This is a genomic window from Microbacterium sp. PAMC21962 (assembly GCF_019443465.1).
In the GTDB taxonomy this organism is placed as follows: domain Bacteria; phylum Actinomycetota; class Actinomycetes; order Actinomycetales; family Microbacteriaceae; genus Microbacterium; species Microbacterium hominis.
This window is the reverse complement of the sequence record NZ_CP080381.1, coordinates 1,348,289-1,359,711: the sequence shown is the minus strand read 5'-3', so window position 1 is coordinate 1,359,711 and position 11,423 is coordinate 1,348,289. Positions and strand designations below refer to the sequence as shown.

At 72.0% G+C, this 11,423-nt stretch carries 11 protein-coding genes; 2 read left to right on the top strand and 9 right to left on the bottom strand.

Annotated elements, in window-relative coordinates; genetic code table 11:
* The first annotated feature begins 14 nt into the window (after positions 1–14).
* Positions 15–755, top strand: coding sequence for an SDR family NAD(P)-dependent oxidoreductase (locus KY498_RS06540; protein ID WP_060959865.1), 741 nt, complete (start codon positions 15–17; stop codon positions 753–755).
* On the opposite strand, the gene KY498_RS06535 is transcribed toward KY498_RS06540, so the two are convergent.
* The 7 genes from KY498_RS06535 to KY498_RS06505 form a co-directional block, all read right to left on the bottom strand.
* Complete coding sequence (locus KY498_RS06535) at positions 749–1,612, bottom strand: shikimate dehydrogenase (protein ID WP_060959864.1); 864 nt, start codon at positions 1,610–1,612, stop codon at positions 749–751. The genes KY498_RS06540 and KY498_RS06535 overlap by 7 nt on opposite strands.
* Positions 1,613–1,685: 73 nt before the next feature.
* The gene (locus KY498_RS06530; RefSeq protein ID WP_191008205.1) at positions 1,686–3,095 is read right to left on the bottom strand and encodes an MFS transporter; all 1,410 of its coding nucleotides are present in this window, start codon (positions 3,093–3,095) and stop codon (positions 1,686–1,688) included.
* A 147-nt stretch (positions 3,096–3,242) separates the two neighbouring features.
* Positions 3,243–4,139 (bottom strand): LysR family transcriptional regulator, encoded by an 897-nt coding sequence (locus tag KY498_RS06525; RefSeq protein ID WP_191008206.1) that lies wholly within the window; start codon positions 4,137–4,139, stop codon positions 3,243–3,245.
* Between the two features lie 40 nt (positions 4,140–4,179).
* Positions 4,180–4,641, bottom strand: coding sequence for a VOC family protein (locus tag KY498_RS06520; RefSeq protein WP_191008207.1), 462 nt, complete (start codon positions 4,639–4,641; stop codon positions 4,180–4,182).
* A complete protein-coding gene (locus KY498_RS06515) occupies positions 4,638–6,443 on the bottom strand; it encodes an FAD-dependent oxidoreductase (RefSeq protein ID WP_191008208.1) in 1,806 nt (601 codons plus the stop codon). The genes KY498_RS06520 and KY498_RS06515 overlap by 4 nt, the downstream gene beginning before the upstream one ends.
* Positions 6,440–7,312 carry a sugar phosphate isomerase/epimerase gene (locus tag KY498_RS06510; RefSeq protein ID WP_191008209.1) on the bottom strand — a complete coding sequence of 291 codons (873 nt, stop codon included), beginning with the start codon at positions 7,310–7,312 and terminating at the stop codon, positions 6,440–6,442. The genes KY498_RS06515 and KY498_RS06510 overlap by 4 nt, the downstream gene beginning before the upstream one ends.
* Entirely contained in the window at positions 7,312–9,036 is a 1,725-nt protein-coding gene (locus KY498_RS06505; protein ID WP_191008210.1) for an FAD-dependent oxidoreductase, read from the bottom strand. The genes KY498_RS06510 and KY498_RS06505 overlap by 1 nt, the downstream gene beginning before the upstream one ends.
* A gap of 331 nt (positions 9,037–9,367) precedes the next feature.
* Between KY498_RS06505 and KY498_RS06500 the strand changes: the two genes are divergently transcribed.
* Positions 9,368–10,342 carry a DMT family transporter gene (locus KY498_RS06500; RefSeq protein ID WP_191008211.1) on the top strand — a complete coding sequence of 325 codons (975 nt, stop codon included), beginning with the start codon at positions 9,368–9,370 and terminating at the stop codon, positions 10,340–10,342.
* Here the strand turns inward: KY498_RS06500 and KY498_RS06495 are convergent.
* Complete coding sequence (locus KY498_RS06495; protein ID WP_191008212.1) at positions 10,317–10,952, bottom strand: nitroreductase family protein; 636 nt, start codon at positions 10,950–10,952, stop codon at positions 10,317–10,319. The genes KY498_RS06500 and KY498_RS06495 overlap by 26 nt on opposite strands.
* On the bottom strand, positions 10,949–11,365 hold the full coding sequence (msrB, locus tag KY498_RS06490) for a peptide-methionine (R)-S-oxide reductase MsrB (RefSeq protein ID WP_060959858.1): 417 nt from the start codon (positions 11,363–11,365) through the stop codon (positions 10,949–10,951). Before msrB ends, KY498_RS06495 begins: the two co-directional genes overlap by 4 nt.
* Positions 11,366–11,423: the final 58 nt, after the last annotated feature.

Here is an 11,423-nt window from a genome sequence, read left to right as displayed (position 1 = left end):
CTACCGTGGCGGGCATGTCACAGGTGACTTTCGACTTCCGAGACACGTCCGTCGTCATCACGGGAGGGGCGCGCGGGATCGGCGCCGGCATCGGGGCGCTGTTCGCGGCATCCGGTGCCGACGTGTCCGTGTGGGATCGCGAGCCCGCCGCCTTCGCCGGATCGTGGGAGCCCGCCGCGCTGCTGACGGCGGACGTCACGGACGAGCGGTCGTTGCGCGACGCGATGGACCAGACGCTGCGCCGCGTGGGCAAGGTCGACGTCGTGGTCTCCTCCGCGGGGATCACCGGCCCGGTCGGACCCCTCTGGGACTACGACGCGGACGCGTGGCGACGGGTGGTCGATCTCGACCTCACCGGCGCCTTCCTGACGGCCAAGACCGTCGTGCCGCACCTGCGCGAACGCGGCTACGGACGCGTCATCACGGTCGCCTCGATCGCCGGCAAAGAGGCGACCGCCTCGCTGTCGGCCTACACCGCCGCGAAGCACGGCGTCGTCGGCATGACCAAGGTGTTGGCGCGCGAGCTGATCGCCGACGGCGTGACCGTGAACGCCATTGCGCCCGTCATGGTGCGAACGGAGCTGTTCTCGCAGCTGACCGACGAGTTCATCGAGCGCACGCGCGCCCTCATCCCGATGGGGCGCTTCCTGACGGTGGAGGAGGTGGCGGCGACCGTCGCCTGGATCGCGAGCGATCAGTGCGGCTTCACGACCGGAGCCACCTTCGACCTCTCCGGCGGCCGCGCCGACTACTGAGTCGCGCCCGTCAGCGCGAGGAAGCGGGCCCGCATCCGCTCCGGATCCGCGTCCCGTCCCGTGATCAGCCGGAAGGTGTCGGCGGCCTGGCCGACCACCATCCGCCCGCCGTCGAGAACCGCGCACCCGAGGGCCTGCGCCGTCTCGATCAGCTCCGTGCGCAGCGGCCGGTAGATCGCGTCGGCGACCCAGAGGCCGGAGTGCAGCAGCGACGGGTCGACAGGGATGCCGGGGTGGCCCACCATGCCGATGGGGGTCGCGTTGACCAGTCCGTCGGCCGCTCCGATCGCCGCCGCGAGCTCGTCGGCGCCGATCGCCACGATCTCCGCTCCCGGGAAGGCCGGGCCCAGCGCCGTGCGCACCGCCCGGGCGCGTTCGACGACGGGGTCGAAGACCGACAGCACCCGCGTGCCGGCGTTCAGGAGGGCGAAGGCGATGGCCGAGCCCGCTCCGCCCGAGCCGAGGAGGACGACGCGGTCGAGCGCGGGGGAGTCCAGCCCGTCGCGCAGGCCCTGGGCGAAGCCCGAATGGTCGGTGTTCGCGCCGATCGCGCGGCCGTCGCGGAACACCACCGTGTTCACGGCGCCCAGCAGCTCGGCGTCGGGGGAGAGCTCGTCGAGCGCCGACAGGACGGTCTGCTTGCAGGGGTGGGTGATGTTCAGTGCGTCGTAGCCGAGTTCCTGCGCCTGCCGCACCAGTTCGGCGCCGTCGGCGGCCGTCCGGCCGAGGGCGTCGATGTCGATCGTGCGGTAGAGGTAGCGCACGCCGTGCGCGTCGGCCTCGCTCTCGTGCAGGGCGGGCGTCGACGACGACCCGATCCCCGAGCCGATGAGTCCGACGAGGTAGGAGCGTGTCATGGGGTTCCGTTTCTGGGGACGCGGATGCCGGGAGCCGCGCCGATGACGGCGGCGGCGCCCGGCATCCTGGTGTTCAGCGGCGGCTGAAGCGGTCGTAGGGCGTCGTGCGCACCGACTGCGTGAGCGCCTCGCCGGTCTCGGTGCGGCGATCGATCTCCGCGAGCTGACGCCGGCTCAGACCGAGGTGCGCCGTGGGCGTCCGCGAGGTCTCGGGGGCGAACACGGTCGCGATTCCCGAGATCAGGACGATGCCGATCGTGAAGAACGCGACCGCGGGCCAGTTCTGCTCGTTGCCCTCGCCCGTCACGAAGCCCTGCGCGATCGCGGGCGTGAAGCCGGCCAGGACGAGCCCGAGCATCAGGCTGACCGCCATGCCGGTGTAGCGCACGCGCGCCGGGAACTGCTCCGGGAAGTAGGCCGGGTACACCGAGTTGGACAGGGTGTAGGCGATGCCGATGAGGAAGATGCTCAGCGCCCACACCAGCGGCATGTTCGCGGCGTCGACGGCGGCCAGCACGGCGTAGATTGTGATCGACTGCAGCACGAGACCGACGAGGAAGACGGGCTTTCGTCCGATCCGGTCCGACAGCGCCCCGGCGATCGGGCCGAAGCAGACCGCGGCGAAGTTGGCGACGGTGATGATGATGAGCATGTTCGCCCGCGGGATGCCGGCGACGGTCGTGCCGTAGGCCAGGACGAACACGTTGAACATCGTGTTGACGACGGTGAACAGCGACATCAGCGTCACGCGCAGGACGGTGCCGCCGTTGTAGCGGAAGAGGGTGACCAGCGGGATCTTCGCGACCTCTTCGGTCTCCTTCACCTCTTCGAACACCTCCGGCTCGTCCAGCATGCGGCGCAGGACGATCGCGACGACGGTCACGGCGAGCGATGCCCAGAACGGCACACGCCAGCCCCAGCTGAGCAGCGCGTCCTCGGGGAGGGCCGCGATCGGGATGAACACGAGGCTCGAGATCACGATGCCGAACATGATGCCGGACATCGTCCAGCTCGTGAAGAAGCCGCGGTGACGGTCGGGGGCGTGCTCCAGCGTCAGTGCGCTCGAGCCCGGGGACTCACCGCCGGCCGACACGCCCTGGATCAGGCGCAGCGCGACGATGATGATCGGCGCGGCGACCCCGATCGCGTCCCACGTCGGCAGGCAGCCGACGAGGAAGGTCGCCACGCCCATGATGGACAGGCAGGCCAGCAGCGCCTTCTTGCGTCCCCACCGGTCTCCGACGTGTCCCCACAGCACGGCACCGAACGGGCGGGCGACGTAGGCGACGCCGACCGTGGCGAACGACAGCAGCGTCGCCACGCCGGGCTCGCCGGCGGGGAAGAACAGGTGCGGGAAGATCAACGCGGCGGCGGACGCGTAGATGAAGAAGTCGTAGTACTCCAGTGCGCTGCCGATGAATCCTGAGACGGCGGCGATGCGCGCGTTGTTCTTCTTCCGGGGAGGAGATGTCGTCTTTGACATGTGCTCTGCCTTCGTTCGAGGGCGCTGAGGCCAGACGCCGTTGTTCTGTGGGGTGCGGTCGCGTGTGCGATGCGCTCCCGACAGCGTGGCATCCCTATTGTGTCGCGTCCAGAACTAGGTTTGTCTGAAACAAAGAAGATTCTGCGCTTAATCCTCCGGTGTCGGCAGGATGCGCTCCGCGAGGTCGAGCACCGCCCGGAGCGCGGCGCTCTGGTCGTCCTTGAGCCAGGCGATGCCGTGCCGCATGTACTGCGGCTCGTCGAGCAGCTCCACCCACCGGGCCCCCTGCGGCATGATCGGCGCCAGATCCTCGGCGGTGATCGTCACGCCGATGCCCGCCGCGACGAGGGTCAGCATCATGTAGGGGTCCGCCACCTCCTGCACGATGTTCGGGCGGAAGCCCGCGGCGACGCAGCAGCGGATGAGCCCCTCGGCCATGGCGGACGAGCCGTCCGTCGGCATCGAGAGGAAGTCGTCCTCGGCCAGCTGACGCGCGTGGAGTGCCGGCTCATCGGCCAGGGGATGATCGATCGGCAGGGCCGCGCCCAGACGCGTGCGGGCGATCATGCGGGAGTCGATGCCCTCGGCGGCGACCGGCAGCCCGACGAACGCCAGGTCGAGGGTGCCGCTGCGCAGCTTGGCGAGCCCATCGCGGGTGCGGACGCGACTGACCAGCTGCAGGTCCACCTCCGGCAGCTCCCGCCGGGCCGCGCGCGCCAGCGCCGGCAGGGTCAAGTGGTTGAACGCGCCCGAGAACCCGATGCGCACGGCGCCGCGGATGGCGCCGGAGGCCGCGCGCGCGGCCTCGGTGGCCAGGGCGAGGTCCTGGATCACGCGGTAGGCCATCGGCAGCAGCGCCCGCCCGGCCGGCGTCAGTGCGACGCTGCGCGTGTTGCGCTCGAAGAGCTCGGTGCCGATGCTCGCCTCGAGTCGGCGGATGGTCTGACTCAGCGGCGACTGCGCGACGTGCAGGCGTTGGGCCGCGCGTCCGAAGTGCAGCTCCTCGGCGACGACGACGAAGGCTTCGAGCCAGCGGATCTCCACCTCGCGAGCATAACGGCTGCCGATGTCCATGTCGGAGCGCTCACACGGGCGTGGACAGGATCTCGAGGAAGAAGCCCAGCGTCGGGCGCGCGTCGAAGTAGGCGTAGCGGACGCCGCCGCCGCGCACCGAGTCCCCCTCCTGATGCACGGGCATGCCCGCCGCGGCCATCGCCGCGACGACGGCGTCGTGATCGTCCACCGCGAAGCGGATGTGGTGCAGTCCCGGGCCGTGCTCGTCGAGGAACTCTTGCCAGATGTCGGGGCCGCCGCGGGGCGCGAGGAACTCGATCTCGATGCCGAACAGGTCGTAGAAGAGCGCATCGACCTCCGTGTCCAGGCTCGACCCGCGATAGCGTGCACCGCGGTAGCGGGCAGTGGTGCGCAGCCGTGGCTCGATGCCGAACGCCGCGCGCATCCCCGCCGCGGCGGCATCGAGGTCGGCGACCACCACGCCGATCTGGTCGAGCGCGGTGGCGAGGGTCCGCAGGTTCGGGGTGGTCATGACCGTGCCTCCGTCGTCGCGATCCGCACGGCACCCTCCGCGGGGGAGGAGGGCGCGGCGGATGCCGCGTGGCGCGCGGCGATGTAGCCGAAGGTCATGCCCGCGCCCACCTGCCCGCCGGCGCCGGGATACTCGGCGGCCATCGGGGAGTCCGCGTCGTTTCCGGCCGCGTACAGCCCGGCGATTGGTCGGCCGTGCGCGTCGAGCACGCGGGCCTCCGTGTCGATCCGCAGTCCCCGCGCGGTGCCGAGCGGGGTCGGGACGAGGGGAAGGGCGTAGAAGGGCGCCCTGCGGATCGGTCCGAGGTTGACGTTGGGGCGGTGGCGCGCGTCGCCGTACTGGTGGCCGAACGGGCTCGTGCCCTTTCCGAACTCCTCGTCGACGCCCGTGACGGCGGAGCGGTTGTTGGTGCGGACGGTCTCGGCGAGCCCGTCCGGGTCGACGCCGATCCGTCGCGCGAGGTCGGCGATCGTTCCGGCGCGGTGGATGTAGCCGTCCGAGACGTAGCGGCGCAGCGCGCGCCCGGGGGTGTGCGGGCGGATCATGCCGAGGCCGTACTCGCGCAGGGCGTGGGCATCGATGATCAGCCACGCCGGGATGGCCTCGTCGCGGGCCGGGGCGGCGTACATGGCGCGGACGAACCGGTGGTACGACACCGACTCGTCGACGAAGCGGCGTCCCGAGGCGGTCACCGCGACGATGCCGGGCTTGGCACGGTCCCAGATGTGCGGGAAGACGACGAGCGACCCGTCGCGGCGCCGGCCGATGGAGCTGGGGAACCAGAAGCCGTTGTCGCCGTGATCCGGTCCGAGCGCGGCGCCCGCGGCGAGGCCGAGGGCGAGCGTGTCGCCCGTGGCCCCCTCGGCGGCGCGGGTGAACTGGGGTGTCGGGGCGGGCAGATGCGCCTCCCGCCACGCGTGGGAGGCCGCGAACCCGCCGCCGGCGAGCACGACGCCGCGCCGCGCGAGCACGCGCCGCTCACGCCCGTCCGCCTCCACGATCGCGCCGACGACGCGGCCGTCCTCGATCAGCAGCTCCTTCGCGGTGCTGCTGAACGAGACTCGGCCGCCGCGCGCCGTGAGGGTGTGGAAGAGGTTCGCGACGAGGGCGTTGCCCATCGCCAGACGGGTGCCGCGGGGGTAGCGCAGGCGGTCGAAGAACCAGCGGATGCCGAGGGAGAGCGCCGTGGCGGCCGCCCGCGGCGACCAGCGGAACAGCTCCAGCAGGCGGTTCACCTCCGCCCGGCGCACCATGAGCGTGCCGCCGAACAGGGCGAACTCCGGCACGGGCGGCCGGACGCGCCGGAAGTCCTCGTAGCCCAGGCGGCGCCCGTCGAAGGTCTCCGGCTCCAGGGCGCGGCCGACACCGGCTCCGTCCTCCTCGGGGTGGTAGTCGACCACCGTGCGGGAATGCCAGAACCGCACTCCCAGGTCGTGGAACCAGTCGATCATCTCGGGGCCGCGGTCGAGGTAGGCCTCCCGGATCTCACGGGGCGCCTTGTCGCCGACCACCGCGTCGAGGTAGCGCGAGGCCTCCGCTCTCTCGTCCGCGAGCCCCTGTGCGCGCTGATGACGGTGACCGGGCACCCAGCAGGTGCCGGCGGAGTAGGCGGTCGTCCCCCCGAGGTACTCGGTCTTCTCGAGCACCAGCGTCTCCAGCCCGCTCGCGGCGGCGGTGACGGCGGCCGACAGGCCTGCGGCCCCGGTGCCGAGCACGAGAAGATCGACGACCGTGTCGCCGGGGCGCGCCGTCGCGGCGACCGCGCTCTCGGCATGCGGGGTGCGGGGGGTCGTGGCGGTCATGAGCGCTCTCCTTCGACGACGATGTGCCCGGCCGCCTCCGCGGCGGGCGAGGGACGGGTCCGATCGACGCGCTCCAGCAGGTCTCGGGTGCTCCGAGCGACCCGGCGGGCGTAGGCGAGCGGACGCAGGCGCGCCTGCAGGCGCGCGTGGGGGATCTCGACGCTCACGGGAGTGCCGGGTGGTACGGCCTCGAGGAGCCCCGCCAACGGCAGCCCGCCTTCGCCGACCAGCAGCCGCTGCGCGCGGGCTTCGCCTTGCAGTGCGGCCACCCGGTCGTCGCCGCACGGGGCGGTCGGCGGCGCGTCGCACAGTTGGAGCACCGGCACGAGCGACGCTTCGAGGCCGCGGATGTCGTCGAGCGACGATCCGCCCCGCCAGATGTGGAGCGGGTCGAGCATGAGGGCCGCGCCGGTCTCACGGGCGATCGCGGCGGCGTCGGCGACGCGGCCGACGGGTTGATAGGAGATCGGCTCCAGCAGCGGGCGGATGCCGTGGGCCGCGGCATCCTGCGTCAGTGCCGCGAGCGTATCGGTCAGCCGCGCGCGGTCGGGGTCGGCCCCGGTGACCGTCAGCGCCGATGCGCCGAGGGCGGCACCGGCTTCGAGGGCGGGGAGCCACTGCTCGCGTCCGACCCCGGCAGTGAGCGGCAGGAACTCGACGTCGCGGACGGTCAGTCCCGTGTGCTGGAGTCTCGCGAGCGTCTCGGCGAGCATCGGCGAGCCCGGTCGCATGTCGAACGCGCGTTCCTGGGTCGTGACGGCCCGGACGCGGATGCCGACGAAGCCGAAGCCGGCCGCGGCCGCGATGTCGACGAGCTCGGGCGGCGTGAGCGTCAGCAGCGTGAGGTGCGCCACCCCCATCTCGCGCATCACCGGACCGCCGCCGTCTCGATGCGGGCGAGGTCGCGTCCGACGACGTAGCCGAAGGTCAGCGCGGGCCCGATGTTGACGCCGCCGGCGGGGTAGTGGCCGCCCATGACGTTGGCCTGGTCGGCGCCGACGGCGTAGAGCCCCGGGATGGGGCGGTCGTCGGCATCCACGACGCGCGCGCTCGCATCGGTGGCCAACCCCGCGAAGGTGCCGAACGAGCCGGGCAGCACGCGGACGGCGTAGAACGGCCCCTTCTCGAGGGGAGCGAGCGAGGGGTTCGGCGTGACGGAGGCGTCACCGCCGTAGCGGTTGAAGGCGGTGCGTCCCCGCCCGAACCGGGTGTCGACGCCGGCGCGGGCGTCGCGGTTGAACTCCGCGACGGTGCGTTCGAGTCCGTCCGGATCGATCCCGCATCGCGCGGCGAGCTCGCGCAGGGTCGGCGCCTTCACGAGGTAGCCGTTGCGCAGGTAGGGCAGCAGCGGCACGGGGCGCGGCCGGGCCATGCCGAGCGGGAACCGTCGCACGAAGGTCGCGTCGGCGATCTGCCACGACTGGACCGGCTCGCCCGCCGGCACCGCCGCGAACATGCCGGTCACGTAGTCGTAGTACCCGTTGGCCTCGTTGACGAACCTCTCGCCCGTGCTGATGACGCCGATGCTGCCGGGCTTGGCGCGGTCCATGATGTGCGGGAACACGCCGGTGCGCCCCGTCGTGCGATAGGTGATGAGCGACACGGGGCACCACGCGCCGGCGGCGGCGCCCTGCTGGAGGCGTCCGCCGACGCTCTCTCCGAGCGAGATGCCCGTGCCGTCGGCGGTCGCCGGTGCCAGGGTCCAGTGCTCCGTGCCCGTGGGGGTGCGGGGGAACCGGTCGCGCCGACGTTCGACGTCGTTCGGGAAGCCTCCGGCGGCCAGCACGACGCCGGCGCGCGCGACGAAGGTGCGTTCTCCGTCCGGCGTCTGGGCGACGACCCCGGTGACACGGCCCTCGGCATCCGTCGTCAGCGCGCGGGCGGGGGAGCTGACGCGGATCTCGACTCCCGCGTCCTCCGCGGACTGCAGCAGTCTGCCCACCAGGGCGGTGCCGTTGACCAGCTGCATGCCGCGGCGGTGGAGCACGAGATCGACGAGGTGGAGCCCGACCCGCCACGTGCAGTGCCACAGACCCCGCAGGTCGCCGCGGGCCGCCGCGAGGAACGCGCCGAGGTCCGGTCCGGCCATGATCCCCATCCCGAGGAAGGACGTCTCGTAGAGCTGACCGCGAAGGAGTGCCCGCACCGAGCGGCTGAGCCGGCGCGCGTTGATCGGTTTCGGGGCGGCGGAGCGGTTGCCGGTGCCGGCATGGGGCAGATCGCCGTAGATGTCGTGGATCTTCGAGCCGGGCACGAACTCGAGCGCGGTCCGGGTGTGGAAGAACTCGATCATCTCGGGGGCCGCCTCCAGGAAGGCCCGCACCCGGTCCTCCTGGTAGTCGTCACCGAGCACGGCACGCAGGTAGACGCTGACGTCGTCCAGCGACTCATCGACGCCTTCGCGGGTGGCGAGCAGTGACCGCGGTGCCCACAGCCACCCGCCCGACCATGCCGTCGCGCCTCCGCAGACCTCCGCCGCCTCGAGCACGAGCACGGAGCTTCCGCCGTGAGCGGCGGTCACGGCGGCGGCGAGCCCACCTGCTCCCGCACCCACGACGACGACGTCGTACTCCGAGACGGGCGATGTCTGCATCAGGGGTCCTCCATTGGCTCCGCGATGATCATGATCCCGAGGGACACAAACTGTGACGTCTGGTGTATATAATCAGGGATCGATCGTGTAGAAAAGAAGATATAGCGGTCGTGTGCGTCGTGCAACCCGCGTCCAGAGGTCGGCGCGCGGAGAGCGTTGTCGTTATGCACGGCGATGCGGCTGGCCTCCCGCGTCGGACGCCCCTAGATTCGATCTCGTGGACGAGCACGACCCGCGTACCGAACCCGACCCGATCACCGAAGCGATCTGCATCCTCGGCTACGACTGAGCAGCCGGGTCCCGCCGTCCTGCCCGGATAGGCTGAGGACTCGTGACACCTCCGACGACGCACCGGCTGCCCGCCGCCGTCGCCCTCGGGGGCGCCGTGCTCGTCGGTGTGCTGACGGCCATCCAGGCGCGCATCAACGGCCAGCTCGGTCTGCACATCGGCGACGGCTTCGTCGCCGCCGTCGTCTCTTTCGCCTCCGGCTTGGCCGTGCTCGTCGTGCTCTCTGCCGTCCTGCCGGCCGGCCGTCGTGGCGTCACGGCGCTCGTCCTCGGCATCCGTGCGCGGACGATCCCCTGGTGGATGCTGGGTGGTGGCCTGGCCGGAGCGCTCACCGTCGCCACGCAGGGGCTCGCCGTCGCGGTCATCGGCGTGTCGCTGTTCACCGTGGGCGTCGTCGCCGGGCAGACGCTCAACGGACTCGTGCTCGACCGCATCGGCTACGGCCCGGCCGGCGTCGTCGCCGTCACCATGCCGCGTGTCGCGGGCGGCATGCTCGCGCTCGTCGCCGTCGGCATCTCCCTGCAGGGCGGCGTGCTCGACCGCATCCCGTGGTGGATGCTGCTGCTGCCGTTCCTGGCGGGCGTCGGCATCGCGTGGCAGCAGGCGACCAACGGACGACTTCGTCAGCGCGTGGGCACGCCCCTGACGGCGACCTTCGTCAACTTCCTGGGCGGGACGATCGTGCTCGCGATCGCGGCGGCCGTCCACGTCGCGCTGGTGGGACCGCCCGCCGAGCTCCCCGCGGCCGGCTGGCTGTACCTCGGAGGCGTCGTCGGCGTCGCCTACATCTTCCTGTCGGCGGCTCTCGTCGCCCACACGGGTGTGCTGCTGCTGGGCCTGGGGGTGGTCGTCGGCCAGCTCGGCACCGCGTTCGCGATCGACGCCCTGTGGCCCGCCGATTCGGGCCCGGGCTGGGTCACGGAGCTGCTGATGGTGCTCGTGGCCGGGACGTCCGTCGTCATCGCCGCCGCGCCGTGGTGGCGCCGGCGGACTAGTCCTTCTTCTTCTTCTTCTTGACCTTCTTCTTCGCCTTCGCCGCGGCGGCGTCCGCCTTCTCGCCGGAGACCGTCGCCGCCGGCATCCGCGTCAGGTGCGATCGAGGGTCGACCGAGGTCCGCCGTCCCGGGCGCGCGCCCTGCGGCTTGCCGCCGACGTAGAGCCACCCGAGCAGCTCCTCGTCCGCGCCGAGGCCGTGCGCCTTCGCGACGGCCTTGGCGCGGGTGTAGCGACCCGTGCGCCAGATCACCCCCCAGCCCGCTTCGTCCAGCAGCAGGCTCAGCATGTGCGCGACGCCCGAGGCGACGGCCTCCTGCTCCCAGCGGGGCACCTTGTCGCTCTTGCGGTAACTGGCGACGATCGCGAGCACGAGGGGTGCGCGCAGCGGCTTCGTCGAGGGCTTGTCGTCGCCCTCGGCCGTCGCGATGGCCGCACCGAGGGTCAGTCGGTCATCGCCGCGCAGCTCGATCACCCGCCACGGGCGCAGAGACGAGTGGTCGGCGACCCGGCCGGCCGCCGACACCAGGGTGAGCAGCTCGGCACGGGTCGGGGCGGCATCCGTCACCTTCGACCACGACCGCCGCCCGCGCACCGCCGCGAGGGCGGGGTAGTCGGTGACCGCGTCGATCACGACGCGTCCGCCTCGCCCTGCGGCGTGAACGAGAGCGACAGCGAGTTCATGCAGTACCGGTCGCCGGTGGGCGTGCCGAAGCCGTCGGGGAAGACGTGGCCCAGGTGGGACCCGCAGTTCGCGCAGCGCACCTCCGTACGCACCATGCCGTGGCTGCGATCCTCGATGAGCTCCACGGCCTCCGGCCGCACCGACTCGTAGAAGCTCGGCCACCCGCAGTGCGAGTCGAACTTCGTGCCGCTCTGGAAGAGCTCGGCGCCGCACGCGGCGCACGTGTAGAGACCCGCGCGGCTCTCGTCGAGGAGCTCGCCGGTCCATGCGCGCTCCGTCCCCGCCTGACGGAGGACGGCGTACTGCTCGGGGGTCAGCTCCGAACGCCACTGCTCGTCGGTCTTGGTGACGTGGTAGGTCATATCTGGCTCCTTAGTCCACCTCCATTCAACCCGACGTCGCGGGGGCGTGCTCCGTCCC

What these genes read in the sequence shown, in the direction of transcription:
- KY498_RS06535 (WP_060959864.1), bottom strand. Translation starts at nt 1,612, where the DNA reads ATGACACGCTCCTACCTCGTCGGACTCATCGGCTCGGGGATCGGGTCG.
- KY498_RS06505 (WP_191008210.1), bottom strand. Translation starts at nt 9,036, where the DNA reads ATGCAGACATCGCCCGTCTCGGAGTACGACGTCGTCGTCGTGGGTGCG.
- KY498_RS06510 (WP_191008209.1), bottom strand. Translation starts at nt 7,312, where the DNA reads ATGCGCGAGATGGGGGTGGCGCACCTCACGCTGCTGACGCTCACGCCG.
- msrB (WP_060959858.1), bottom strand. Translation starts at nt 11,365, where the DNA reads ATGACCTACCACGTCACCAAGACCGACGAGCAGTGGCGTTCGGAGCTG.
- KY498_RS06530 (WP_191008205.1), bottom strand. Translation starts at nt 3,095, where the DNA reads ATGTCAAAGACGACATCTCCTCCCCGGAAGAAGAACAACGCGCGCATC.
- KY498_RS06515 (WP_191008208.1), bottom strand. Translation starts at nt 6,443, where the DNA reads ATGACCGCCACGACCCCCCGCACCCCGCATGCCGAGAGCGCGGTCGCC.
- KY498_RS06540 (WP_060959865.1), top strand. Translation starts at nt 15, where the DNA reads ATGTCACAGGTGACTTTCGACTTCCGAGACACGTCCGTCGTCATCACG.
- KY498_RS06520 (WP_191008207.1), bottom strand. Translation starts at nt 4,641, where the DNA reads ATGACCACCCCGAACCTGCGGACCCTCGCCACCGCGCTCGACCAGATC.